This is a genomic window from Rhodoferax sp. OV413 (genome assembly GCF_900104385.1).
In the GTDB taxonomy this organism is placed as follows: Bacteria; Pseudomonadota; Gammaproteobacteria; order Burkholderiales; family Burkholderiaceae_C; genus Rhodoferax_B.
The window spans coordinates 170,377-195,657 of record NZ_FNJA01000007.1 but is presented as its reverse complement, the minus strand read 5'-3'; the positions used below and the strand labels follow the sequence as shown (position 1 = coordinate 195,657).

At 65.0% G+C, this 25,281-nt stretch carries 16 protein-coding genes and 1 tRNA gene; 13 read left to right on the top strand and 4 right to left on the bottom strand.

Annotation, left to right across the window (positions count from 1 at the left end; all coding sequences use genetic code 11):
- Positions 1-231: 231 nt before the first annotated feature.
- From dinG to BLT66_RS21475, 3 genes are all read left to right on the top strand, one after another.
- Positions 232-2,406, top strand: a complete 2,175-nt coding sequence (dinG, locus tag BLT66_RS21485) for an ATP-dependent DNA helicase DinG (protein WP_092761024.1) — start codon at positions 232-234, stop codon at positions 2,404-2,406.
- Positions 2,407-2,433: 27 nt separating this feature from the next.
- Entirely contained in the window at positions 2,434-3,321 is an 888-nt protein-coding gene (locus tag BLT66_RS21480; RefSeq protein ID WP_218922641.1) for a methylglyoxal synthase, read from the top strand.
- Between the two features lie 76 nt (positions 3,322-3,397).
- A complete protein-coding gene (locus BLT66_RS21475) occupies positions 3,398-4,459 on the top strand; it encodes a S1C family serine protease (protein ID WP_092761332.1) in 1,062 nt (353 codons plus the stop codon).
- Positions 4,460-4,518: 59 nt separating this feature from the next.
- On the opposite strand, the gene BLT66_RS21470 is transcribed toward BLT66_RS21475, so the two are convergent.
- Positions 4,519-5,151 carry a LysE family translocator gene (locus tag BLT66_RS21470; RefSeq protein WP_092761022.1) on the bottom strand — a complete coding sequence of 211 codons (633 nt, stop codon included), beginning with the start codon at positions 5,149-5,151 and terminating at the stop codon, positions 4,519-4,521.
- A gap of 123 nt (positions 5,152-5,274) precedes the next feature.
- On the opposite strand from BLT66_RS21470, the gene BLT66_RS21465 reads away from it, so the two are divergent.
- Positions 5,275-5,351: transfer RNA gene (locus tag BLT66_RS21465), tRNA-Pro, on the top strand.
- Between the two features lie 73 nt (positions 5,352-5,424).
- Positions 5,425-7,857 carry a DUF3772 domain-containing protein gene (locus BLT66_RS21460; protein WP_176955131.1) on the top strand — a complete coding sequence of 811 codons (2,433 nt, stop codon included), beginning with the start codon at positions 5,425-5,427 and terminating at the stop codon, positions 7,855-7,857.
- A gap of 24 nt (positions 7,858-7,881) precedes the next feature.
- Here the strand turns inward: BLT66_RS21460 and BLT66_RS21455 are convergent, their stop codons facing one another.
- Positions 7,882-10,515, bottom strand: coding sequence for a [protein-PII] uridylyltransferase (locus BLT66_RS21455; protein ID WP_092761018.1), 2,634 nt, complete (start codon positions 10,513-10,515; stop codon positions 7,882-7,884).
- A 19-nt stretch (positions 10,516-10,534) separates the two neighbouring features.
- Positions 10,535-11,350, bottom strand: coding sequence for a type I methionyl aminopeptidase (map, locus tag BLT66_RS21450; RefSeq protein ID WP_092761017.1), 816 nt, complete (start codon positions 11,348-11,350; stop codon positions 10,535-10,537).
- Positions 11,351-11,435: 85 nt separating this feature from the next.
- On the opposite strand from map, the gene purL reads away from it, so the two are divergent.
- From purL to BLT66_RS21415, 7 genes are all read left to right on the top strand, one after another.
- Entirely contained in the window at positions 11,436-15,473 is a 4,038-nt protein-coding gene (purL, locus tag BLT66_RS21445; RefSeq protein ID WP_092761015.1) for a phosphoribosylformylglycinamidine synthase, read from the top strand.
- A gap of 202 nt (positions 15,474-15,675) precedes the next feature.
- Positions 15,676-17,313 carry a methyl-accepting chemotaxis protein gene (locus tag BLT66_RS27445; RefSeq protein ID WP_092761013.1) on the top strand — a complete coding sequence of 546 codons (1,638 nt, stop codon included), beginning with the start codon at positions 15,676-15,678 and terminating at the stop codon, positions 17,311-17,313.
- Between the two features lie 205 nt (positions 17,314-17,518).
- The gene (locus BLT66_RS21435) at positions 17,519-18,691 is read left to right on the top strand and encodes an ABC transporter substrate-binding protein (RefSeq protein ID WP_092761011.1); all 1,173 of its coding nucleotides are present in this window, start codon (positions 17,519-17,521) and stop codon (positions 18,689-18,691) included.
- A 157-nt stretch (positions 18,692-18,848) separates the two neighbouring features.
- Positions 18,849-19,721, top strand: a complete 873-nt coding sequence (locus BLT66_RS21430; protein ID WP_092761009.1) for a branched-chain amino acid ABC transporter permease — start codon at positions 18,849-18,851, stop codon at positions 19,719-19,721.
- On the top strand, positions 19,718-20,701 hold the full coding sequence (locus BLT66_RS21425) for a branched-chain amino acid ABC transporter permease (RefSeq protein ID WP_255407031.1): 984 nt from the start codon (positions 19,718-19,720) through the stop codon (positions 20,699-20,701). The genes BLT66_RS21430 and BLT66_RS21425 overlap by 4 nt, the downstream gene beginning before the upstream one ends.
- Positions 20,698-21,501 carry an ABC transporter ATP-binding protein gene (locus BLT66_RS21420; RefSeq protein ID WP_092761005.1) on the top strand — a complete coding sequence of 268 codons (804 nt, stop codon included), beginning with the start codon at positions 20,698-20,700 and terminating at the stop codon, positions 21,499-21,501. The genes BLT66_RS21425 and BLT66_RS21420 overlap by 4 nt, the downstream gene beginning before the upstream one ends.
- The gene (locus tag BLT66_RS21415) at positions 21,494-22,219 is read left to right on the top strand and encodes an ABC transporter ATP-binding protein (protein ID WP_176955130.1); all 726 of its coding nucleotides are present in this window, start codon (positions 21,494-21,496) and stop codon (positions 22,217-22,219) included. The genes BLT66_RS21420 and BLT66_RS21415 overlap by 8 nt, the downstream gene beginning before the upstream one ends.
- Before the next feature lie 24 nt (positions 22,220-22,243).
- Here the strand turns inward: BLT66_RS21415 and BLT66_RS21410 are convergent, their stop codons facing one another.
- Positions 22,244-23,803 (bottom strand): methyl-accepting chemotaxis protein, encoded by a 1,560-nt coding sequence (locus BLT66_RS21410; protein WP_176955129.1) that lies wholly within the window; start codon positions 23,801-23,803, stop codon positions 22,244-22,246.
- A 213-nt stretch (positions 23,804-24,016) separates the two neighbouring features.
- Between BLT66_RS21410 and BLT66_RS21405 the strand changes: the two genes are divergently transcribed.
- On the top strand, positions 24,017-25,273 hold the full coding sequence (locus tag BLT66_RS21405; protein WP_092761001.1) for an efflux RND transporter periplasmic adaptor subunit: 1,257 nt from the start codon (positions 24,017-24,019) through the stop codon (positions 25,271-25,273).
- The last annotated feature ends 8 nt before the right edge of the window (positions 25,274-25,281 follow it).

Sequence of the window (25,281 nt, the reverse complement as noted above, 5' to 3'; positions counted from 1 at the left end):
AGAAACACAGCAAAAAGCCAGCTAAGAAGTCGGTTGCCAAGTAATTCTTGGATGGACTTTGGAAGAAACCCGCCCTGGCGGGTTTTTTTCTGCCCGGTATTTGCCCGGGTGCCCAAGGCGTTGCTGCAGTTTTGATAGCTTCTTGCGCAGGTTTAATAAGCGCTAGAGGCTGATTTCTTATGGTTTTCGCCGCTCCGTTAAACTGTAAGCCCATCCAGCATTTCTTTATCCATGTCTCCCGAACACACCGCCCGGTCCGCCCTTGATGCCTTCGACAAGGTGGTCAGTGCCGCGGGCGGTTTCCGCAGCCGCCCGGGCCAGCGGCTGATGGCCGAACGCGTCGCGCAGACCTTCAGCGAAGCCACCCTGGGCAAGATGGAGAACGAAGACGACAAGCCGCTGCGCTCCATCGCGGTGATCCAGGCCGGCACCGGCGTCGGCAAGTCGCTGGCCTACTGCGCACCGGCGATTGCCGTGGCCCTGGCGCGCAAGACCCGGGTGCTGATCTCCACCGCCACTGTGGCGTTGCAGGAGCAGCTGGTGACCAAGGATTTGCCCGCGCTGGCGGCGCTGATGGACGAGCCTTTTCGCTTCGGCCTGGCCAAGGGGCGCGGCCGCTATGTCTGCAAGCTGAAGTTGGCGCGGCTGGCGGGCGAGGGCGGCGCGGACGACGACGATATGTTTGCCGACGAGCTGGCCGCCGCTGGTGCGCCGTTTGTACGCCACGACGAAGAAGCCCGCATGCTGCAGTACGCCGGCCTGGCGCGCGAGCTGGCCAGCGCCGCCTGGGACGGCGACCGCGACAACCTGGCGCAGCAGCCCGATGCCGACATCTGGCAGCCCATCGCCGCCGAGGCCAGCAGCTGCACCGGCAAGCACTGCCCGGCCTTCAACGGCTGCACTTATTTTGAAAAGCGCAAGGAGCTGGTCGGCGCCCAGGTGATCGTGGCCAACCACGACCTGCTGCTGTCCACCCTGGGCACGCGCACCTTGCCCGAGCTGGACAACTGCCTGCTGATCCTGGACGAAGGCCACCACCTGCCGGCCGTGGCGCTGGACAAGTTCTCCACCTCCATGGACCTGAGCCGCCTGGGCTGGATCGACACCCTGGCCAGCCGGGCCAAGCGCATCGGCAGCCTGATGGGCGTGTCCGAGGTGGCCGACGTGGGGCGCTATGCCTCGCAGCTCAAGCAAACCCTGGAAGACATCGCCAAGAGCCTGGCCGAGCTGTACGCGCCGGTGCTGCGCGAGCCCAGCAGCGCTTACGGCCCGCCGCGCGTGCGCCTGCCCAAGGGCGAGCTGCCGCTGATGCTGGTCGAGCCGCTGGGTATGGTCAGCGTAATGGCCGAGAGTTTTCTGGGTGTGCTGAACGACATCGCCAAGGCCTTGCGCGCCGAGATGAAGGACGCGCCCAACGAGGCGCGGCGCCTGTCGGTGCTGTACGCCCAGCTGGGCATGCTGTCGCCGCGGCTGGAGGCGGTGCACGCCACGGCCCAGCTGCTGCTGCAGGAAAGCCCGCCGCCCCCCGCACCCGCGCGGCCGCCGGCTGCCAAATGGTTCACCCTGGCCGAGGTCGATGGCCGGGTGCAGATCAAGGCCTACGCCAGCCCTATCCTGCCGGGCTCCACCCTGCGGCACCAGCTGTGGTCCGGGGTGCGGGCGGCGGTGGTCACGTCCGCCACGCTGACCAGCTGCGGCGAGTTTGATTTCTTTTTGCGCGAGACCGGCCTGAAGGACGACGAGGCCACCACCACGCTGGAGGTGGCCAGCCCCTTCGACTACGCGACCCAGGGCCAGTTCGTCACCGTGCAGACCCTGGCTGACCCGCGCAATGCCAGCGCCTTCACCTCCGAGATGGTGCTGGCCCTGGTGCGCGACCTGGCCGATGTGCAGCACGGCGCGCTGTGCCTGTTCACCTCCCGCGACCAGATGCGCCAGGCGGTGCTGGCCCTGCCGGACGCGCTGCGCGCCAAGGTGCTGGTGCAGGGCGACCTGCCGCGCATCCGTTTGATACAGCAGCACCGCGACCGCGTGCAGGCCGGCGAGGTGTCCATCGTCTTCGGTATGCAGAGCTTCGGCGAAGGTCTGGACCTGCCGGGCCAGCTGTGCGAAACCGTGTTCATCGCCAAGCTGCCGTTCGCCTCGCCCGACGACCCGGTGGGCGAGTCGCGCGCCGAATGGCTGCGCGGCGTGGGCCGCGACCCGTTCTCCGAGCTGGTGGTGCCGGCCACCGCCATCAAGCTGGCCCAGTGGGCCGGCCGGGCCATCCGCACCGAGACCGACAAGTCCTTTGTCTACTGCTATGACCGCAGACTGAGCGACACCAGCTACGGCCAGCGCCTGCTGCAAGGCTTGCCGCCGTTCGCCCGGTTGCGCAAGGACCCGCAGGGACGCGTGCTCGCATAAATTACAAAAATACCGGAGGAGACAGCTATGCCCGCCATTCGCTATGGACTCATCGCCCACCGCCTGCACCGCCAGGGTTCCGACAGTGGTTTGCTGCGCTGGCTGCAGGCGGCCGAGCCGGCGGTGCGGGCCCTGGGCCTGGGTTTGCACGCCGTGGGCGGCACCTATGACGCGGTGCAGCGCTACGGCCTGCTGGACAAGTTTCCGGGCCTGGTGCGCTACCCGAACGGCCATTCCGGCGGCTTGACGCGGCTGGTGTCGCACATTGTTGGCGGTGTGCAGCCCGGCCAGGCGCTGGACGGGGTGATCTTTCTGATCGACCCGGTCGATCCGTCCTCGCTGTTCCCCGAAGCCCAGGCGCTCAAGCGCCAATGCGTGATCCACGGCAAGCCGTTTCTGGCCACCGAGGCCGCGGCGCTGGAATGGCTGCAGATCGAAGGCCTGCAGGCCGGGCTGGCCAGCGCCCAGGCGCCGGGCGCGGCCTTGCTGCAGGCCATGCCGCAGCAGGTGGCGGCCCTGATCGCCCACGATGCGCTGAAGACCCAGATGGTCGAGTTTGCCGGCACCCATTTCGAGCTGCTGTCGCGCTACCAGGAGCGGGTGGCCACCGGCACCACCGGCGGCCTGCTGAACCAGATGGCCTGGAGCCGCGGCTGGCCCAGCGACCAGCCCTGGGTCACGCCCTACCGCAGCGGCCCGCTGGGCGGCGATGCGCAGATTGCCGAAAGGGTGCTCGATGGCAGCTGCCAGAAGGTGATCTTTTTCGAAGACCCGCACGTGGCGCGCCAGCACGAGGCCGACATCCAGTTGATGGAGCGCGCCGTCTGCAGCGCCAGCGACCGCACCACCTGCATGAATTCCCCGGCCATGGCCTGGCGCTGGGCTGAGGCTTTGGGGCGGGTGGCGGCCGCCTGAATACCCCCGCTCTTGTGTCCGGTTTCATTTAGGCGCATTCTTCTTGGCAGGGCTGTTGCCCGCCAAGGAGTACGCCATGCACGCCGCTACACGCCTGTATTCACGTGGGTTCTTCTTGCGCTCAGCGCTGCTGTGTGTGGCCGGCTTCTGCGGCGTGGCCTGGGCGGCACCCTCCAAGGCGCTGGACGCGCCCGTGCAGTCCACCATGGATGCCTTGACCCGGGCGAATGCCGCGGTGGTCGGCGTGCGGGTCAGCGTGGCCGAGGGTGCGCGATCTGCCGAAACCCTGGGCGTGCAGCGCAGCGGCTCGGGCGTGGTGATCGGGCCTGACGGTTTGATCGTGACGATTGGCTATCTGGTGATGGAAGCGCAGAGCATCCAGGTGGTGACCCAGGACAACAAGACCCTGCCGGCGCAGGCTGTGGCCTATGACCTGGCGACCGGCTTTGGCCTGATCCGGCCGATCTTGCCGCTGCGCGGCATCCAGCCGGTGGCCCTGGGCAGCCTGAAGGACGTGGATACCGGCGAGCCGCTGATGGCATCGACCGGCCCCCAGGCCGATGGCGACGATGGCGATGTGAACATGACCCAACTGGTCAGCAAGCGGGCTTTTTCCGGCTACTGGGAGTACCACATCGACAGCGCGATCTTCACCAGCCCGCCAGTCAGCAACCATTCGGGCGCTGGCGTGTTCAACCAGAAAGGCGAGCTGATGGGCATTGGCAGCCTGCTGGTGGGCGACGCGCTGGGCCGCAACCCGCGCCTGCCCGGCAATATGTTCGTGCCGGTAGACCTGCTCAAGCCCATATTGGCTGAGATGCAGAAGACCGGCAGCAGCCAGCAAAGCCACCGGCCCTGGGTGGGGCTGACCTCCAGCGACCAGGCGGGCCGGGTGCAGATCGTACGCGTCAGCAAGGAGAGCCCGGCCGAGCAGGCCGGCCTGCAGCCCGGCGATGTGGTGCTGGCGGTGGACGGCGCCAAGGTCAGCACGCTGGAGGGCTTCTACAAAAAGCTCTGGGACCGGTCCCAGCCGGATGCCGATGTCTCGCTCACCGTGCTGCAGGGCGCCGACCTGAAGACCATCGTGCTCAAGCCGGTGGACCGTATGAACACCATGCAGAAGCCGGCGGGAATTTAAAGATTTAAGGGCTGCAGCGCAGGTGTTGCTTGCGCGAGCAGCTAGTTAATCGATAGCAATCAGGCGTGCCGGCGCACCGTCAGCAAGATGCCCCCCATGGCGGCAAACAGGCCGCCGCAGATGCGGTTGATCCAGTGCACATGGGCGCTGGACGCCAGGAACGGTGCAATCCGCGCCGTACCCACCGAGCACAGCGTCAGCACCGACATTTCCATTGCCATGAAGGTCGCGGCCAGCACCGCCATCTGCGGGCCCCAGGCCGCAGCCGGGTCCAGAAACTGCGGGAAGAACGCGGCAAAGAACAGCAGCGCTTTGGGGTTGCTGGCCCCGACCATCAGGCCTTGCACATAGCAGGCGCGCAGGCTGGGCAGCGTGCTGCTGGCAGTGCTGCCGGGCCTGAAGGCCACAGCCGGGCTGCGCCAGGTCTTGACACCCAGGTAGATCAAATAGGCGGCGCCGCAGACTTTGAGCACGGTGAACGCGGTTTCCGATGCCGCCAGCACCGCGCCCAGGCCGAGCGCTGACAGCAGCATGATGCCCAGCGCCGACGTGATGCTGCCGGCGCCCGACACCACGCCACGCGCCCAGCCGTGCTGCAGCGCGCGGGTGATGCACATCAGCATGGTGGGGCCGGGCGACAGCACCAGCACGGCTACGGCGGCCAGATACAGCAGGTAGGTGGACAAGGTCATTTAGGGGGGGCTTTCAAACAGGTGGCAGCGGCAGGGATCCACCATGTTAATTGAGGCCTGCGGCGAATTAAATTCAGGTGCGGCCAAATAACGCCAAAAGTCGTTGTAGAATCTGAGGCTTGTCGGGGCGTAGCGCAGCCTGGTAGCGCATCTGGTTTGGGACCAGAGGGTCGAAGGTTCGAATCCTTTCGCCCCGACCATTAAATGAAGTTAAAGCCGCCAAGAGTTCGCTCTTGGCGGCTTTTTTCATGGGCGTTCGCAGGTACACATACTATGCAATTGATAGCTACACACGGTTTACAGATCAGCGCCAGAGGCCTGTGGACTCGATTCTTGGCCGGGCTGCTGCTGTGCCTGGCCATGGGCTGGCAAGCGGTGCTGGCACAACCCCCCAATCCCGACGATACGCTGGACCAACTGCGCCAGCAGATCGAGACCATGCAAAAGGGCCTGGCAAATCCCACGCCCGGGCTGGATCTGTTGGCCTGGCGCGGCACCGCGCTGGCCGCCCAGGTCCAGGCCCAGGAAGTGGCCGACCAGCTGGCGCCGCAACTGGACAGCGTGCAGGCCCGGCTGGCTGAACTGGGCACGCCGCCCACCGATAAAAAGGAAGCCCCGGACATCGCCACCTTGCGCACCCAGCTGGACAAGAGCCGCAACGCGCTGGATGCCCAGGTCAAGCTGGCGCGGCTGCTGGCGGTGGAGGGCGAGCAGGTGGCGGCGCAAATTTCCACCCTGCGGCGCTCGCAGTTCCAGGCCGAGCTGGGCGCGCGCACCGCGTCGATCCTGGCGCCACCGTTCTGGTCAGAGTTGCGCGACAACTTTGCAGCCGATGCCGGCCGCCTGGGCGGGCTGCTGGGTGAGCTGTGGCGTGCCTTGCTCAAAGCGTCGGTCGGTGTGTGGCTGGGCATGGCTGTGGCTTTGTGTGCGGTGGTGCTGGTGCGCCGCAAGCTCGCCGCGGGTGCGATGCACCTGGTGGCCACCCGCGTGCCCGCTGGCCGGCTGCGCCGCTCCTTGTTTGCGGTGCTGCGCATCGCGCTGTCGGTGCTGGCCTGGGGCGCCATTGCGCTGGTGCTGCAACAGGGTCTGGAATGGAGTAGCGATTTGTCGGCGCTGCCGCACACGCTCTTGGTCAGCAGCGTGGGCCTGGCCTGTTTTGGTGGCTACGTGGCCGGACTGGGGCGGACGCTGCTGTCACCCGACCGGCCGACCTGGCGGCTGCCACCGCTGCCGGATGCAGTGGCCAGCGGCATGGGCCGTTTCCCCCTGGTGATGGCGCTGGTGACGGTGGCCGGCTGGCTGGCCGAACGCCTGTATGCGCTGGTGAACGCCAGCCTGGCGACCACGGTGGCGCTGAACTGCATTCTGGCGCTGGCCCTGGGCTTGACCATGGTGATGGGCGTGCTGCGCGCCGAGCGCCTGCGCCGCCTGTCGGCCAATGAGCCGGATTCGGCCAAGATGCCGTCGCGCCCGCTATGGCTCAGCGTGGTGGCGCTGCTGGTCTGGCTGGCGCTGGCCGGCAGCGTGATCGGCCTGTTGCTGGGTTATGTGGCCCTCGGGGGCTTCGTGGTGCGCCAGGTGGCATGGTTTGCCATCGTCTCCGGCACCGCCTATCTGCTGGTGCTGCTGATCGACGATATGTGCATGGGCTGGCTGGCCTCGGCGCCCGATTCCACTCCCACGCCAGGCAGCTGGCGTATGCGCGACCAACTGGCGGTGCTGGTATCGGGCATTGGGCGCGCGCTGGTGGCCCTGGTGGCGCTGGTGTTGGTGTTGTCGCCGTTTGGCGATGGCCCGCCCGAGCTGCTGCACCGAGCCACCTTGTTCGGCGACGGCCTGGCCATCGGCGAGGTGCAGGTGCGACCGGCAGCGGTACTGCTGGCACTGTCGGTGTTGGTGCTGGGCCTGCTGCTAGTGCGGTTGCTGAAGCGCTGGCTGGAAGGGCATTTCCTGCCCACCACCAGCCTGGACGCGGGCATGCAGATGTCGGCCAGCACCTTGTTTGGCTACGGCGGCGGGGTGCTGGTGGTGGCGCTGGCGATGTCGGCCGTGGGTATAGGGCTGGAACGCGTGGCCTGGGTGGCCAGTGCGCTGTCGGTGGGTATCGGCTTTGGCCTGCAGGCGGTGGTGCAGAACTTTGTGTCCGGCCTGATCTTGCTGGCCGAGCGGCCGGTGAAGGTGGGCGACTGGGTGGTGCTGGGCACGGTGGAGGGCGATATCCGCCGCATCAATGTGCGCGCCACCGAGATTCAGATGAGCGACCGCTCGACCGTCATCGTGCCCAATTCCGAGTTCATCACCAAGACCGTGCGCAACATCACCCACGCGAGCCCACAGGGCCTGGTGCAGATCAAGCTGCCGATGCCGCTGGATACCGATGTGCAGCAGGTGTACGACCTGCTGCTGGGGGCGTTTAGGGACCATGCCGAGGTGCAGTCTGCTCCCGCGCCCAGTGTGGCGCTGGACGGCATCGACAACGGCAAACTGGTGTTCAATGCCACGGCCTATGTGGGCTCGCCGCGCATGGCCTATGGTGTGCGCAGCGACGTGCTGTTCGAGGTGCTGAAGCGCTTGCGCGAGGCTAAGCTACCGATGTCGCACCCATCGACCATGCTGCTGCGCCAGGACGGCCCGGTGGACCTGCTGAGCAGCCCCAGCGTGGCCGACAAGGTGCAGCCGCCGCCCGAGCCGCCGTTTACCGCTTAAATCGCGTAAGCGACGTAATCCGCTTCAGGCCGCCAGGGCCTGCAGCAGCTCTGTCTCGATCTCGATCTGCTTGCGGTTGTACTGCAGCTCCGGGCCTTGCACCAGAAAGCTATCTTCCACCCGCTCGCCCAGGGTGGTGACCTTGGCCAGCTGCACGCTCAGGTTGTGCTTGGCCAGCACCCGGGCTACCAGGTAGAGCAGGCCGGCACGGTCGCTGGCCGAGATGCTGAGCAGCCAGCGCTGGGCTTTTTCGTCCGGCCGCAGGTCGACCCGCGGGGCGATGGGGAAGCTCTTGACCCGGCGCGAAACCCGGCCGCGGCTCGGCGTAGGCAGCGGGCCTTGCTGGGCCAGCGTGTGGTCGAGGTCGTTTTCAACCATGCTGGTGAGTTCGCGGTAGTGCTCGGGCAGCATGGCGGTAACGACCTGGAAGGTATCCAGTGCATAGCCGTTGCCGGCGGTATGCACCTTGGCATCGACGATGCTGAAGCCCGCCTGGTCGAAAAAGCCGCAGATGCGCGCAAACAGATCGGGCTGGTCGGGGGTGTAGACCATCACCTGCAGCCCTTCGCCCACCGGCGACAAGCGGGCCCGCACGATGGGCTTCACCGGCTTGGCTTCGGCGGTGTTGCTGGCCGCCTGCGCCGCGTTCAGTGAGATGTGGCGCGACAGCTGGCGGGTGTGCCAGGCAATATCGGCCGCGTCATGTCGCATGAAGTAACCGACGTCCAGCGTGCTCCACAGGGCTTTGTGCGATTCGAAGGGCTGGGCGTGCAGCGCCAGCATCACCAGCGCCTCGCGCTTGCGGGCTTCGATCTCGGCGCCGGGGTCGGGGGCGCGGCCACCCAGGGCGCGGATGGTGTAGCGGTATAGGTCTTCCAGCAGCTTGCCCTTCCAGGCGTTCCAGACCTTGGGGCTGGTGCCGCGGATATCGGCTACGGTCAGCAGGTAGAGCGCAGTTAGGTAGCGTTCGTTGCCGACGCGCTTGGCAAAGTCGGCAATGACGTCCGGGTCGCTGAGGTCGGCCTTCTGGGCCACGCGGCTCATGGTCAGGTGCTCGTTCACCAGGAATTCGATGAGCTTGCTGTCTTCGCGGCCGATGCCGTGCTGGCTGCAGAAGCGCCGCACTTCCAGCGCGCCCAGGTCCGAATGGTCGCCGCCTCGGCCTTTGGCGATGTCATGGAACAGCGCGGCCACAAACAGAATCCAGGGCTTGTCCCAACCCGCGCCCAGCTGCGAGCACGCAGGGTATTCGTGCGCATGCTCGGCCATGAAGAAGCGGCGCACATTGCGCAGCACCATCAGGATGTGCTGGTCCACGGTGTAGACGTGGAACAGGTCGTGCTGCATTTGCCCGACGATGCGCCGGAACACCCAGAGGTAGCGGCCCAACACCGAGGTGTCGTTCATCAGCCGCAGTGCGTGGGTGATGCCGGCCGGCTGCTGCAGGATGCCTAAAAAGGTTGCGCGGTTTACCGGGTCGTTGCGGAACTTGGCCGTCATCAGGCCCCGGGCGCTGTACAGCGCACGCAGCGTGCGAGCCGACAGGCCGTGCAGGCCGGCCGTGGTCTGGTACAGCAAAAAGGTTTCGAGAATCGCGTGCGGATGCCGGTGGTACAGGTCGTCGCTGCTGACCTCGATCATCCCGGCTTTTTCAAAGAAGCGTTCGTTGATCGGGCGCAGGGTATGGGTCGAGGGGTTGAGCCGTTCCTCGATGTTGAGCAGCATGATCTGGTTCAACTGGCAGACCGCCTTGGCGGCCCAGTAGTAGCGGCGCATCAGTGCTTCGCTGGAGCGCACCGGCAGGCCGGTTTCGTCATCGGACACGGTCTGGTAGCCAAACGACTCGGCTACCGCGGTTTGCAGGTCGAACACCAGCCGGTCTTCGCGGCGCTGGGCTATCAGGTGCAGGCGCGCGCGGATCAGGCACAGCAGGGATTCGTTGCGCTTGAGCTGCTTGGCCTCGTGCGGCGTGGCGATGCCGCTGCGCACCAGGTCGTCCCAGCTCTTGCCCAGCTTGGCAGCCTTGGCCACCCACAGAATGGTCTGCAGGTCGCGCAGCCCGCCAGGCGACTCTTTGCAGTTGGGCTCTAGCGCGTAAGGCGTGTTTTCGAACTTGTTGTGGCGCTGGCGCATCTCCAGGGTCTTGGCCACGAAGAAGGTGCGCGGGTCGAAGGCGGTGGACAGGCGTGTCGAGAATTCGGCAAACAGCCGGGCATCGCCAGTGACCAGGCGCGACTCTATCAGCGAGGTCTGCACCGTCACGTCCTTGGACGCCTCGGCGATGCATTCCTCTAACGTGCGCACGCTGGAGCCGATTTCCAGCCCGGTGTCCCAGCAGTTGCCGATAAAGCCTTCGATGCGCGCCTTCAGCGCCGGGTCCAGCTCGGGCGACACGCCTTCGGGCAACAGCAGCAGCACGTCGATGTCGGAGTGCGGGAACAGTTCACCGCGGCCAAACCCGCCCACCGCCAGCAGGGCGAACGAGGCGGTGAAGCCCGACAGCGTCCACAGGCTGCGCAGCGTCGCATCGCTGAGTTGCGACAGGTCTTGCAGTGCTTTGCGTACGCCGCGGGTGCTGGCGCCGCTGTCGCGCACAGCTTGCAGCAGCAACGACTTCTCGTGCAGGTAATGCGCCCGCAGCGCCTGGACATCGCTCATCTAAAGAGGCTTGCGCGCTTCAGGCTTGGGCCGGCACAAAGGCTGGGATCGGCGGGCTGCCGGCAGACACGGTCAGTACCTCGTAGCCGGTTTCGGTGACCAGCACCGTGTGCTCCCACTGGGCGGACAGCGAATGGTCCTTGGTGACGATGCTCCAGCCGTCTTTTTCCGGGCCTTCCTTGATTTCCTTCTTGCCGGCATTGATCATCGGCTCGATGGTGAAGGTCATGCCGGGTTTCAGCATTTCCAGCGTACCCGGGCGGCCGTAGTGCAGCACCTGGGGCTCTTCGTGGAACACCCGGCCAATGCCGTGGCCGCAGAACTCGCGCACCACGCTGAAGCCATTGCTCTCGGCAAAGCGTTGGATGGCGTGGCCGATATCGCCCAGATGGATGCCAGGCTTGACCATCTTGATTCCATGCCACATCGCGTCGTAGGTCAGCGCCGCCAAGCGCTTGGCCAGAATAGAACCTTCGCCGGCAATGAACATGCGGCTGGTGTCACCGTGCCAACCGTCCTTGATGACGGTCACGTCGATGTTCACGCTGTCGCCTTTTTTCAGCGGCTTGTCGTTCGGGATGCCGTGGCAGACCTGGTGGTTCACCGAGGTGCAGATCGACTTGGGGTAGGGGATATTGCCGCCGCCGGTGTAGTTCAAGGGCGCGGGTATGCCGCCTTGCACCTGGGTGATGTAGTCGTGGGCCAGCTTGTCGAGCTGGTTGGTGGTGACGCCCGGCACCACATGGGGTGTCAGGTAATCGAGCACTTCGGATGCCAGGCGGCCCGCGACGCGCATGCCTGCGATGCCGTCTGCGTCTTTGTAGGTGATAGTCATGGTCGTAATTATCCTAGATGCGGCAGGTGCGCGTTGACCGTGCCGTTAAAATCGAAGGCTAACTTCCCCAACCCAGGCCGCCAACGTGACCTTGCACATTTCCCAGTTTGAGGGCGGCAATGCCCTCAGCGACTTCCGTATCCAGCAAATTCTTCCCCGGCTGCAAGCCATCCACGACAAGATCAGCGGCGTGGCTGCGCGTTTTGTGCATCTGGTGGCCAGCGATGCGCCCCTGACGGACGCCGTCAAGTCCCAATTGGACGGCCTGCTGACCTATGGCGACCCCTATGCTGGCCCGGCCGAAGGCCCGCTGCTGGTGGTCACCCCGCGCTTTGGCACCGTGTCGCCCTGGGCCTCCAAGGCCACCGACATCGCCCATAACTGCGGCCTGGCGGTGCGCCGGGTCGAGCGTTTCGTTGAATACCGTTTGGCGGTCAAGCAGCCGCTGCTGGGCAAAACCGTGTTGTCCGCGGAGCAACTGGCCCAGGTGGCCGACCTGCTGCACGACCGCATGACCGAAAGCGCCATGCTGGACCGCAGCCAGGCGCAAGAGCTGTTCACCTCGTTGGAAGCTGCGCCCCTGGCCCAGGTCGACGTGTTGGGCGGCGGCCGTGCCGCCCTGGATGCTGCCAACACCGAATTCGGCCTGGCCCTGGCCGACGACGAGATCGACTACCTGGTCAACGCCTTCACTACCTTGAAGCGCAACCCCAGCGACGTGGAGCTGATGATGTTCGCCCAGGCGAACAGCGAGCACTGCCGCCACAAGATTTTTAACGCCGAGTTCACCATCGACGGCGTGGCGCAACCGAAAAGCCTGTTCGGCATGATCCGCAACACCCACCAGCTGGCGCCACAGCACAGCGTGGTGGCGTACTCGGACAATGCCTCGGTGATGGAAGGCTTCGAGATCGAGCGATTTTTAGCCAAATCGGCATCTGGCGCAGGTACTACCAGCGCGAGCAGCTATGAAAAGAGTAGCGCCCAGCACCATGTGCTGATGAAGGTCGAAACCCATAACCATCCGACCGCCATTTCGCCATTCCCCGGCGCCTCCACCGGCGCTGGCGGCGAGATCCGCGACGAGGGCGCGACGGGACGCGGCTCCAAGCCCAAGGCAGGTTTGACCGGCTTCACCGTCTCCAAGCTTTGGCCGCAAGACGGCGACGTGTCCATCGGCAAGCCCGAGCACATCGCCAGCCCGCTGCAAATCATGGTCGAGGGCCCGCTGGGTGGCGCGGCCTTCAACAACGAATTTGGCCGGCCCAATCTGCTGGGCTACTTCCGCGAATACGAGCAGACCGTCACCTCCGACGTGGACAGCATCCGCCGCGGCTACCACAAGCCCATCATGATCGCCGGCGGACTCGGCACCATCGATGCCACGCAAACCCACAAGATCGAATTCCCCGCCGGTTCGCTGCTGGTGCAGCTGGGCGGCCCAGGCATGCGTATCGGCATGGGCGGCAGTGCGGCCAGCTCGATGGCCACCGGCGCGAATGCCGCGTCGCTGGACTTTGACTCGGTGCAGCGCGGCAACCCGGAAATCGAACGCCGGGCGCAAGAAGTCATCAACCAGTGCTGGATGCAAGGCGACAAGAACCCCATCCTGGCGATCCACGACGTGGGCGCCGGCGGCCTGAGCAATGCCTTCCCCGAGCTGACGAATGATGCCGGCCGGGGCGCACGCTTCGACCTGCGGGCCGTGCCGCTGGAAGAAAGCGGCATGAGCCCCAAGGAAATCTGGTGCAACGAGAGCCAGGAACGCTATGTGATGGCCATTGCACCGGATTCGCTGGAAGCTTTCACCGCACTGTGCGAACGTGAGCGCTGCCCGTTCTCGGTCGTCGGTGTGGCCACCGAAGAGCGCCAACTGATCGTGGCCGATGAGGCTGCCGCCAGCCCGGTCGATATGCCGATGAATGTGCTCTTGGGCAAGCCGCCCAAGATGCACCGTGATGTGAAGACCGTGGCGCGCACCTTTGCGCCGGTGGAGCTGACCGGCGTGGAGCTGCAGAAAGCCGCCATCGCCGTGCTGGCCCACCCCACCGTCGCCAGCAAGCGTTTCCTGATCACCATCGGCGACCGCACCGTGGGCGGCATGAGCCACCGCGACCAGATGGTCGGCCCCTGGCAGGTGCCGGTGGCGGATTGCGCCGTGACCCTGGCCGACTACAAGGGCTTTGCCGGCGAGGCGATGGCGCTGGGCGAGCGTACGCCGCTGGCCGCCGTCAACGCCCCCGCGTCGGGCCGTATGGCCGTAGCTGAAGCCATCACCAATCTGCTGGCCGCGCCGTTCGAGCTGCCACGCGTCAAGCTGTCGGCCAACTGGATGGCCGCCTGCGGCGAACCCGGCGAAGACGCCGCGCTGTACGCCACGGTCAAGGCCGTCGGCATGGAGCTGTGCCCGGCGCTGGGCATCTCGATCCCGGTGGGCAAGGACAGCCTGTCGATGCGCACGCAGTGGACCGACGCGAATGACAAGAAAAAGGTGACTTCGCCGGTCAGCCTGATCGTCACCGCCTTCGCCAGCCTGCCCGATGTGCGTGGCACCTTGACGCCGCAGCTGAATGCGACCGAAGACACGACCTTGATCCTGGTCGACCTGGGCAAGGGCCAGAACCGCATGGGCGGCAGCATCCTGGCGCAGACCCTGAACCAGGTGGGCGACGCCGTGCCGGATCTGGACGACGCGCAAGACCTGGTCAACCTGGTCAATGCCGTCAACGCCGCGCGCCCGCAAATCCTGGCTTATCACGACCGCAGCGATGGCGGCCTGTTCGCGGCTGCCTGCGAAATGGCCTTTGCCGGCCATGTCGGCGTGGCGCTGAATGTGGATCTGCTGGTCACCGAAGGCGACGGCATCAGCGACAGCCGCATGGACGTGGGCGACAGCAAGAACTGGGCGGGCCAGGTCGGCGCACGCCGCGAAGAATTGACCTTGAAGGCACTGTTCAACGAAGAACTGGGCGTGCTGCTGCAAGTGCGCACCGCCGACCGCGACGCCGTGGTGCAGACCCTGCGCGCGCACGGCCTGGGCAAGCACAGCCACATCGTGGGCAAGACCCGTCCCGCCGACAGCGCAATCAGCGCCGGTGTCGGCGAAGTCCAGGTCTGGCGCGATGCCAAGGCCGTGTTCAGCGCCAAGCTTGCCGACTTGCACCAGGTCTGGGACAGCGTCAGCTGGCAGATCTGCCAGCAGCGCGACAACCCGGCCTGTGCCGATGCCGAGCATGCGGCAGCTGGTGCGGCCAACGACCCGGGCTTGCATGTATTTATAGAGCCAAACAGTGCTCTGGCGCAGGCACTGTCTGCGCCAGTGGCTACGAAAACAGTAGCAGCACCGGCCTTGAAGCTGACCCGTCCGAAAGTCGCTGTGCTGCGCGAGCAGGGCGTGAATTCGCATACCGAGATGGCCTACGCCTTTTCGGAGGCCGGTTTCGAAGCCTTTGACGTGCACATGACCGATCTGCAAACCGGCAGGGTGCATCTGCAGGACATGCAGGCCGTGGTGGCGTGCGGTGGCTTCAGCTACGGCGACACCTTGGGCGCCGGCATAGGCTGGGCGCGCAGCATCACTTTCAACCCGGTGCTGGCCGCAGAGTTCAAGGCCTTCTTCGCCCGCCAGGACACGCTGGCGCTGGGCGTCTGCAATGGCTGCCAGATGTTTGCCGAGCTGGCCGACATCATCCCCGGCGCGCAGGCCTGGCCGCGCTTCACCACCAACCGCAGCGAGCGCTTTGAAGCGCGGCTGTCGATGGTGGAAATCCTGGAATCGCCCAGCGTGTTCCTGCAAGGCATGGCCGGCAGCCGCATGCCGATTGCCGTGGCGCATGGCGAGGGCTATGCCAACTTTGCCTACCGCGGCGACGCGACCAAGGCGATTGCTGCAATGCGCTTCACCGATAACCACGGTGTGGCCACCGAAGCCTATCCGTTCAACCCGAACGGCAGCGCCGGCGGTTTGACCGCAGTGACGACGGCCGACGGCCGCTTCACCGCGATGATGCCGCACCCAGAGCGCGTGTTCCGCAACGTGCAAAAGAGCTGGACCAGCGGCGATGTCAGCAGCTTCAGCCCCTGGATGCAGCTCTGGCACAACGCGCGCCGCTGGCTGGGCTAAGCGCCGCTCCAAGAGGCTGACTACGGTCTCCATCCGCCGCAGGGTCGTCACCGGCTCTGCGGTTTTTTTGCGTCTGGCATGTGGGCCTAGGGCATTCCCCCATGCGGCTCGCCGCTTTCGTATCAGCAATCGGCGAGCCGGTATCGGTCGTGGAAGCGGGTGAAATGTAAGCTGATGTATCTATTTCTAGGTGCAATCAATCATGCTTTCGAGAATCAGTGTGGGGCGTCAGTTGGGCTTGGCTTTTGGCATGGTGGTGGTTTTGGTACTGGTGCTGGCCGTCACGGCCTGGAGCCGCATGGCGGCCATGCACCAGGATTTCGAATCGCTGGTCGACACCACCTTGCCGGCGCTCACCGCGCTGGGTGAGGCAAATGACAAACTGCAACTGGTGCGCATCTCCGAGCTCAAGCACCTGGCAGCGCTGAACATGCCCTCGAAGGACCGCGAAGAGGTGGTGGTGAAAGCTGCGGTCAAAGAGCTGGATGCCGCACTGGCCCGCTACAAGGCCAGCAGCGGTGCCCAGGCCGACCCGGCGCTGCAGGCCAATCTGGCGACGGCGATCGGCAAGTTCCATGCGCTGCGCGGCACCTTCTTCCAGATGTCGAATTCCGCCGCCGGCGCCGAGGGCGAGCGGGCCATGGAGGCCAGCGACTTCTTCGACGGTCCGAGCCAGCAGGTCTACCAGGCCGCGTACCAAGCGCTGCAAAAGCTTTGGCAGGACCAGCTGAACCAGGCGGAGCAAGACAAGGCCCGAGGCCGGCAGGCGGTGGTGCAGGCCAATCTGGTGCTGGCCGGGGTCACCGTGGCGTCGGTGCTGTTGTCGATCGCCCTGGCCTGGCTGATCAGCCGGCACCTGCTGCGCCAGCTGGGCGGGCAACCGGCCGAGGTGGCGGCTTTGGCTACGTCGATCAGCCAGGCCGATCTGAGCAGCGTGGTGCAGCTGCGGCCCGGCGATGAGCGCAGCGTGGTGTTTGCGATGGCGCGCATGCAGGCCTCGCTGACGCAGATCGTGCAGTCCATCCGCCAGGGTGCCGACGGCGTAGCCACGGCCAGCTCAGAAATTGCCCAGGGCAACCACGACCTGAGCGCACGCACCGAGCACCAGGCCAGCGCCCTCGAGCAAACCGCGGCTTCGATGGAAGAGCTGAGCGCCACCGTCAAACAGAATGCCGACAGTGCGCGCAGTGCGAACCAGCTGGCGCTGAGCGCCTCGGCAGTGGCCATCCGCGGCGGCGAGGTGGTGGGCAAGGTGGTCGACACCATGCAGGGCATCAACCAGTCGTCGCGCAAGATTGCCGACATCATCAGCGTGATCGACGGCATTGCTTTCCAGACCAATATCCTGGCCTTGAATGCCGCCGTGGAAGCGGCGCGGGCCGGCGAGCAGGGCCGCGGCTTTGCGGTGGTGGCATCGGAAGTACGCTCTTTGGCCAGCCGCTCGGCCGACGCCGCGAAGGAGATCAAGCTGTTGATTGCCGCCAGCGTGCAGCGGGTGGAGCAGGGTGTGTCCCTGGTCGACCAGGCCGGCAGTACCATGGCTGAAGTGGTGGGCAGCATCCGCAAGGTGACCGAGATCATGGGCGAGATCAGCACCGCCAGTTCCGAGCAAAGCACCGGCGTCTCGCAGATCGGCGAAGCCGTGACCCAGATGGACCAGGTGAACCAGCAGAACGCCGCACTGGTCGAGCAAATGGCCGCCGCCGCCAGCGGCCTGAAGGGCCAGGCCAGCGACCTGGTGCAGGTGGTGTCGGTGTTTACGCTGGGTGCCGACCCGGCACCGACGGCGGTGGTCGCAACCGCCACGCCCGTGCGCGGCTTGACGATGGCCTACTCTTGAAGTTTGAGGGCGCGCCGTAGCCCCTTACGTCTACCCGTTGCTTTGCGCAAGCGGGATAGCCTTAGTTGAGGGGTATGGCCGGTGGGGATTCATTTCTTGTTTCACACGCTTACACTCGTACCGCACTGGTAACTCGCAGTCGCGGGGCGGTTGTAGGCTGCCGGTTATAAGAATCTGAGATCCGACCATCCATCAGGAGACAAAAATGCAAAAACGCTTCTTTCTGCGGGCTAGCGTGCTCGCCATTACTGCGATGGGTGCTACGTATTCCATAGCGCAAGAGAATGTTTTCAAGATCGGGCTGATCCTGCCCATGACCGGGCAGCAGGCCTCGACTGGGCGGCAGATCGAAGCGGCCGCCAAGCTTTACATGGCGCAGAACGGCGACACGGTTGCCGGCAAGAAAATCCAGCTGATCGTCAAGGACGACACCAGCATTCCCGATGTCACCAAACGCCTGGCGCAGGAGCTGGTGGTCAACGACAAGGTGAATGTGCTGGCCGGCTTTGGCATCACGCCCTCGGCCTTGGCCACAGCGCCGATTGCCACCCAGTCCAAGACGCCCCAGGTGGTGATGGCCGCTGCCACCAGCAGCATTACCCAGGCTTCGCCCTATATCGTGCGCACCAGCTTTACCTTGCCGCAGGCGGCAGTCAGCATGGCCGATTGGGCGCCGAAGAACGGCATCAAGACCGTGGTCACCCTGGTCAGCGACTACGGCCCGGGGCTGGATGCCGAGAAGTATTTCAAGGAGCGCTTCCAGTTCAACGGCGGCCAGGTGCCGGAGTCGCTGCGCGTGCCTTTGCGCGGCCCGGACTTCGCGCCCTTTTTGCAAAAAGTACGCGATTTGAAGCCCGATGCGCTGTTCGTGTTCGTGCCCTCGGGCGCGGGCGCGGCGGTGATGAAGCAGTTCCTGGAGCGTGGCATGGACAAGGCCGGCATCAAGCTGATCGGCACCGGCGACGTGACTGACGACGACCAGCTGAACGACATGGGCGACGGCGCCCTGGGCGTGGTGACGGCGCACCATTATTCGACCGACCACCCTTCGGCCCTGAACACCAAGTTTGTCGAAGCCTTCGGCAAGGCCAATAGCGGCTTGCGCCCCAACTTCATGGCCGTGGGCGGCTACGACGGCATGCGGGTAATTTACGAAGCGCTGCGCGCCTCCAAAGGGCAGGGCGGTGGCGATGCCTTGCTGGCGGCGATGAAGGGGCAGATTTTTGAAAGCCCGCGCGGCCCGATGTTCATCGACGCGCAAACCCGCGACGTGGTGCAAAACATCTACATGCGCAAGGTGGAGCGCAAGAACGGCCAGCTGTACAACGTCGAGTTCGCGGTCATCAAAGACGTGAAAGATCCAGGAAAAGCGAAGTAACACCCCCAGGCTACAGTGCTTCGCACTTTCCGCCCACCCCCTTGCAGGGGGCACAACCGGCGGCCCGGCAAAGCCGGTTCCGCGGTTGTTCTGGGTAAAGCAGTCGCGCCTCCGGCGGGTTCGAATTCCTGCGGATATTTGAGAGATTGGCTATTGCATGTTGACCATTCTTTTTGACGGCATTGCCTACGGCATGCTGTTGTTCATCCTGGCGGTTGGCCTGGCGGTGACCATGGGACTGATGAACTTCATCAACCTGGCGCACGGTGCTTTTGCCATGGTGGGCGGCTACATCACGGTGCTGCTGATGCAGCGCCTGGGTGTGCCGTTTCTGCTGTGCCTGCCTCTGGCTTTCCTGGGCTCGGCCCTGCTGGGTGGGCTGCTGGAGCGCACGCTGTACCGCCCGCTGTACCACAAGCCGCATCTGGACCAGGTGCTGTTCTCCATCGGCCTGACCTTCATGGCGGTGGCCAGCGCTGACTACTTCATCGGCTCCAGCCAGCAGATCATCCAGCTGCCCGAATGGCTGAAGGGCCGCACCGAGATCGGCGAGGGCGCTTGGATGCTGGGCATGGGCCATTACCGCTTGTTCATCATCGCGGTGTGCGCGGCGCTGACGGTGGCGCTGCAGTATGTGCTGGCGCGTACCCGCTTTGGCAGCCGGCTGCGTGCCTCGGTGGACGACCAGCGGGTGGCGGCCGGCCTGGGCATCAATGTGAACCTGGTGTTTCTCAGCACCTTCGCCGTGGGCTCAGGCTTGGCCGGGCTGGGCGGCGCATTGGGGGCCGAGGTGCTGGGGCTGGACCCGAGCTTTCCGCTGAAGTACATGATTTACTTCTTGATCGTGGTCGCCGTGGGCGGCACCTCCAGCATCACCGGGCCGCTACTGGCCGCGCTGCTGCTGGGCATTGCCGATGTGGCGGGCAAGTACTACATCCCCAAGCTGGGGGCCTTCATCGTCTACAGCCTGATGATCGTGATTCTGATTTGGCGGCCCCAAGGCCTGTTCGTTCGCCGGGGAGGCAAATGATGGACACGGATGCGCACAACCTGCTGCTCAAAGGCGGCCGCTGGAAGCCCTGGGAATATGCCTTGTGGCTGCTGGCCCTGGCCTCGCCCTGGTTGCTGGCCAGCCATGCGCTGATCATCAACGAGATCGCCATCGTGGCCTTGTTCGCGCTGTCGCTGGACCTGATCCTGGGCTACACGGGCATCGTGTCGTTGGGACATGCGGCGTTCTTCGGCATGGGCGCCTATTCGGCGGCCTTGTTGGCCAAGTTCGTCATGCCCGACCCCTTGGTGGGCCTGGTTGTGGGGATTGCGACCGCCACCCTGCTGGGGGCGCTGTGCAGTGCCACCATTTTGCGCGGCACCGACCTGACCCGCCTGATGGTGACCCTGGGCGTGGGCCTGATTTTGATGGAGCTAGCCAACAAGCTGGATTGGCTGACCGGCGGCGCCGACGGCCTGCAGGGCGTGGTGCTGGGGCCGGTGCTGGGCCAGTTCGAGTTTGACCTGATGGGGCGTACCGCGGCCTGGTATTCGCTCAGCGTGTTGCTACTGCTGTTTGTGCTGGCCCGACGGCTGGTGCATTCGCCGTTTGGCGCCACCCTCAAAGCCATACGCGACAATCGCTTGCGTGCCATGGCGATTGGCATTCCGGTCAGCCAGCGTCTGGTGGTGGTGTACACCATTGCTGCAGGCATGGCGGGGGCGGCAGGGGCTTTGCTGGCACAGACTTCGGGCTTTGCCTCGCTTGACCTGTTTGAGTTTCACCGCTCGGCCGATGTGATGCTGATCCTGGTGGTGGGCGGCGTAGGCTGGCTGTACGGGGGCGTGCTGGGGGCGATTGTGTTCAAGCTGATGCAGGACGCTTTGTCGAGCATTACGCCGCAGTACTGGACCTTCTGGATCGGTCTGTTTCTGGTGGTGTTGGTACTGGTAGGGCGCGAGCGCCTGCTGCGCCCCTGGACCTGGCGCGTGCCGCGCTCGCGTGGAGGCCAGCCATGAGCGCCCACAACCCGGATACCGTGCTGTCGGCCCAGGGCCTGGTGATGAAGTTTGGCGGCATTACCGCCACCAACGACGTGACCCTGCATCTGCAAAAGGGCGCGCGCCATGCACTGATTGGTCCGAATGGTGCCGGCAAGACGACGCTGATCAATCTGCTGACCGGCGTGCTGCAGCCCACGGCCGGCCGTATCGTGCTGGAGGGGCAAGACATCACCCAGCTCGCACCTTACCAGCGGGTACGCCGCGGCATGGTGCGCACCTTCCAGATCAACCAGTTGTTTGACACGCTGACGCCGCTGGAAACGCTGACCATGGCCGTGTCGCAACACCGCGGCCTGGGTACTAAATGGTGGCAGGCGCTGGGCGCAAATCGGGATGTCACCCAGCGCTGCGAACAACTGCTGGAGCAGTTCCATCTGACCAGCGTAATGGCCCAGGAAACCCGGGTGCTGGCCTACGGCAAGCGCCGGCTGCTGGAGATTGCCATCGCCCTGGCCTGCGAGCCGCGGGTACTGTTGCTGGACGAGCCGGTAGCCGGCGTGCCTGCAGGTGAGCGTGAAGAGCTGCTGCAGACCGTGGCCGACCTGCCGGCCGAGGTGTCGATTTTGTTGATTGAGCATGATATGGATCTGGTTTTCAGCTTCGCCAAGCGCATGACAGTGCTGGTCAATGGCACGGTGTTGACCGAGGGCGACCCAGACACCATCGCCAACGACCCGCAGGTCAAGGCCGTATACCTCGGCCACGGAGATGACGCCCATGCCGATGCAGCAGCAGGAGGGTTCGCCCATGGCTGAGCTATTGCGCATCCAGGGCCTGAGTGCCGGCTACGGCGAGGCCGTGGTGCTGAATGGAGTTTCTCTGGCATTGGACGAAGGCCAGACCCTGGCCTTGCTGGGCCGCAACGGCACGGGCAAGACCACGCTGATCAATACCCTGGCCGGCGCCACCCGCCAGCATGCGGGCAGCATCAGCCTGGGCGGTGTGGCGCTGCATAAACTGCCTTCGCACGAGCGCGCGGCGGTCGGCATAGGCTGGGTGCCGCAAGAGCGCAACATCTTCAAATCCTTGACCGTGCATGAAAACCTGACGGCGGTGGAGCGGCCGGCCCGTGCGGGGCGGGCCTCCAGCCCCTGGACACCCGAGCGCGTCTACAGCCTGTTCCCTAGGCTGGCGGAACGCAAAACCAACCTGGGTACCCAGCTATCGGGTGGCGAACAGCAGATGCTGGCGCTAGGCCGGGCTTTGGTGCTGAACCCGACGCTGTTGCTGCTGGACGAGCCCTGCGAGGGCCTGGCGCCCATCATCGTGCAGGAATTGCTGCGGGCGATACGTCGCATCACCCGCGAAGAAGGCCTGTCGGCCATCATCGTGGAGCAGCATCCGCAGGCGATATTGGCCATCTCGGATACCGCTGCCGTATTGGACCGTGGCACTGTGGTGTATGCCGGTACGGCCGAGAGCCTGCAACAGCAGCCCGAGCTGCTGAACAAGCTCCTCGGCGTGGCGCGCTAGCTGCGCGCCTGGATCAAGCCCCGTTCAGGCTTCCAGCTTGAACCGGCTGACGGCGTTGGCCAGCAGATTGGCCTGCTCGCGCAGCGATTCCGATGCTGCGGCGGACTCTTCGACCAGGGCCGAATTCTGCTGCGTGATCTGGTCCACTTGGCCGACGGCTTCGCTGATCTGGGCAATGCTGCTGCTTTGACCCGCCGCCTGGGTCGACAGGGTACGGATGATGGTCGTCACCTGTTTCACGCTGCCCAGAATATCGTCCATGGTGGTGCCGGCGCGGGCCACCAGACGCGCGCCTTCGTCGGCCTTGGCTACCGAGGTGTTGATCAGGCTGCTGATTTCCTTGGCGGCCTGTGCCGAGCGCTGGGCCAGTAGCCGCACTTCGCTGGCCACCACGGCAAAGCCGCGGCCTTGTTCACCCGCACGCGCGGCTTCCACCGCGGCGTTCAGCGCCAGGATGTTGGTCTGGAAGGCAATGCTGTCGATCACGCTGATGATGTCGGCAATCTTCTTGGAGCTGGCGTTGATCTCGGTCATGGTGACCACCACTTGCGACACCACTTCGCCGCCGCGTGTAGCAACCTGGGCGGCCGACTGGGCCATTTGATTCGCTTCATGCGAGGCATCCGCGCTTTGCTGCACATTGCCGGTCAACTCGGCCATGGAGGCCACGGTTTCTTCCAGGTTGGCGGCCGTGTGCTCGGTGCGGTGGCTCAGGTCTTGGTTGCCGGCAGCGATCTCGGTGCTGGAGGCGTGGATGTTGCGTGCCGATAGCTGCACCTGCGAAACCAGTTCGCGCAAGAAAGTCTGCATGCGGCCCATGGCGCCGACCAGCTGGCCGATTTCGTCGTTTTGCTGGGCCTGCACCGGCACGAACAGATTACCCTGGGCAATTTGCTCCGCCACATCGCAGGCCTCGGCCAGCGACTTGGTCAGGCTGCGCACGCTGAAGAAGGTCAGCGGTATCAGCACCAGCAAGGCCAGCACCAGGATGCCCATTTGCACGCCCGACAGCAGCACGGTGCGCTGGTCAATGCCGGCCTGTGCGGCCTGCATTTCTTCACGGGAAGTGGTGGCGGCTTGCTGCAACAGCTTGTCGATGGCGTCCACATGGACTTTTTGCTTCTCGGCGTAGGCGCCGCCGACCGAGCCGTCGATCTGCGCGCCTTCAATCTGCGCCAGCACCGGGCCCATGCCTTCGGTATAGGCCTTGATCTCGGCTTGCGAGGTGTCTAGCATCTTGGTATAGGTGGTGTCCGAGCCCTGGGCACGGCGCAGGTCGACCAGGCCCTTGTTGAAGCTCTGCAGCGACTTCTGCCAGGATTCGCGCAGCGTGGCGACCTCCACGGCATTGTTGAAGCTGATGATGATGTCCTTCTCGTTGCGCCGTACCTGGGCCAGCGTGATGCGCAGCTCGTTCATGTCGGTCAGGGTTTGCACCTTTTCCTCGACCAGCACCTTGACCGTGCTGCGGGTAGATTCCAGGGCCCAATAGCCCAAAAGGCCCACGGCCACCAGCAGCAGCAGCGAGAACGCGGTGCTGAAATACAAGCGAAAACGTATCGAAAAGCGGTTGAGCGGATTCATGGCGGTGGTGGTTTCTGCAAATGGTTCGGTGTGCGCAGGCGGGTGCCTTGAAGGTCAGGTATCAATAAGCGTGCCAGTATCCAGATGTAACAAGAAAAAAGAACGGGGTAAAACTGGAAAGCCCCTATGGCATTGCCGGGAGTCACATGGGCCTACACCAGCCCTGTTACATTCCGACACTCATTGTGTATCCCTTTATGGTTGGGTGTTTGCATGGCTTCGAAGATTAGGTACTCAGCGGTGGCAGTAGTTGGCATTCTTGTCGCATCTGCGACCGCCTGGTGGCTCCAGCGCGGCCCGCAGGCGCAGATGCAGGTCGCTCCGGCGGCCTCCAGCGCGTCGGCACCGGCAGGCGCCAGCCGTCCGCCGGCGGTAGAAGCAGCCACCGTGGCCATCACCCGCATCGTGGACGACAGCCAGACGGTCGGTAGCCTGCGTTCGCGCCAGAGCGTGGTGCTGCGCCCTGAAGTCAGTGGGCGCATCACGGCGCTGAATTTCCGCGATGGCGAGCGGGTCCGCAAAGGCCAGCTGCTGGTGCAGTTTGACGACCAGCTGCCCCGTGCCCAGGTACAGCAAAGCCAGGCCGAGTTGTCGATCGCCACCGCCAACCACCAGCGCAACCAGGACCTGGTGGCGCAAAACTTCATCAGCCAGCGCTCGGTAGACGAGAGCGGCGCCAATCTGCAGGTCGCGCAGGCCAAGCTGGCCCTGGCCCGCGCCACCGCCGAGCGCTTGAAGATCGTCGCGCCCTTCGATGCGATTGCCGGTATCCGCGTGGTGAACGTGGGTGACTATCTGAAAGACGGCGCCGACATCGTGAACCTGGAAGACCTGGAAGCCATTTACGTGGACTTCCGCCTGCCCGAGCGCTTCCAGACCAAGCTGCAGCGCGGCCAGCGCGCCAGCATCGATATCGACGCCTTACCAGGGCGCAAGTTTGTGGCCATCGTGCAAGCCATCGACCCGCTGCTTGACGCCAATGGCCGTTCCGTAGGTGTGCGCGCCTGCATCGACAACCGCCAGATGCATCTGCGCCCGGGCATGTTCGCCCGCGTCAACACCGTGTTTGGCGAACGTGAGAAAGCGCTGGTGGTGCCCGAGGAAGCCATCGTGCCGCAAGGCGGCAAACAGTTTGTGCTGAAGCTGGTGCCCGGCGCCGAGGCCGATGCTCTGGTCACCCAGCGCACCGAGGTCAAGGTGGGCGTGCGCCGCCCCGGCAAGGTCGAGATTCTGGAAGGGCTGAACGAGGGCGACCGTGTGGTCACCGCCGGCCAGCAGCGGCTGCAAAAAGACGGTACGACGGTGCGGGTGGTGGACCTGGCGAGCAAAGCCGCGGCCCAGCCCGCGTCGGCCGCATCTGCGCCACAAGTGGCCCAGGCCTCCACCCCCACTGCTGCGCCCGCCAAGGCCCTGGCCGGCCCCAATCCTTGCCTGCAGGCACAGGCCGCGGGCGCGGTCAAGCCCGCGTGATGGCCGGG

What these genes read in the sequence shown, in the direction of transcription:
- BLT66_RS21415 (WP_176955130.1), top strand. Translation starts at nt 21,494, where the DNA reads ATGGCTGAGCTATTGCGCATCCAGGGCCTGAGTGCCGGCTACGGCGAG.
- map (WP_092761017.1), bottom strand. Translation starts at nt 11,350, where the DNA reads ATGACTATCACCTACAAAGACGCAGACGGCATCGCAGGCATGCGCGTC.
- BLT66_RS21410 (WP_176955129.1), bottom strand. Translation starts at nt 23,803, where the DNA reads ATGAATCCGCTCAACCGCTTTTCGATACGTTTTCGCTTGTATTTCAGC.
- BLT66_RS27445 (WP_092761013.1), top strand. Translation starts at nt 15,676, where the DNA reads ATGCTTTCGAGAATCAGTGTGGGGCGTCAGTTGGGCTTGGCTTTTGGC.
- BLT66_RS21455 (WP_092761018.1), bottom strand. Translation starts at nt 10,515, where the DNA reads ATGAGCGATGTCCAGGCGCTGCGGGCGCATTACCTGCACGAGAAGTCG.
- BLT66_RS21405 (WP_092761001.1), top strand. Translation starts at nt 24,017, where the DNA reads ATGGCTTCGAAGATTAGGTACTCAGCGGTGGCAGTAGTTGGCATTCTT.
- BLT66_RS21460 (WP_176955131.1), top strand. Translation starts at nt 5,425, where the DNA reads ATGCAATTGATAGCTACACACGGTTTACAGATCAGCGCCAGAGGCCTG.
- BLT66_RS21425 (WP_255407031.1), top strand. Translation starts at nt 19,718, where the DNA reads ATGATGGACACGGATGCGCACAACCTGCTGCTCAAAGGCGGCCGCTGG.
- BLT66_RS21435 (WP_092761011.1), top strand. Translation starts at nt 17,519, where the DNA reads ATGCAAAAACGCTTCTTTCTGCGGGCTAGCGTGCTCGCCATTACTGCG.
- BLT66_RS21430 (WP_092761009.1), top strand. Translation starts at nt 18,849, where the DNA reads ATGTTGACCATTCTTTTTGACGGCATTGCCTACGGCATGCTGTTGTTC.
- BLT66_RS21480 (WP_218922641.1), top strand. Translation starts at nt 2,434, where the DNA reads ATGCCCGCCATTCGCTATGGACTCATCGCCCACCGCCTGCACCGCCAG.
- dinG (WP_092761024.1), top strand. Translation starts at nt 232, where the DNA reads ATGTCTCCCGAACACACCGCCCGGTCCGCCCTTGATGCCTTCGACAAG.
- BLT66_RS21470 (WP_092761022.1), bottom strand. Translation starts at nt 5,151, where the DNA reads ATGACCTTGTCCACCTACCTGCTGTATCTGGCCGCCGTAGCCGTGCTG.
- BLT66_RS21475 (WP_092761332.1), top strand. Translation starts at nt 3,398, where the DNA reads ATGCACGCCGCTACACGCCTGTATTCACGTGGGTTCTTCTTGCGCTCA.
- BLT66_RS21420 (WP_092761005.1), top strand. Translation starts at nt 20,698, where the DNA reads ATGAGCGCCCACAACCCGGATACCGTGCTGTCGGCCCAGGGCCTGGTG.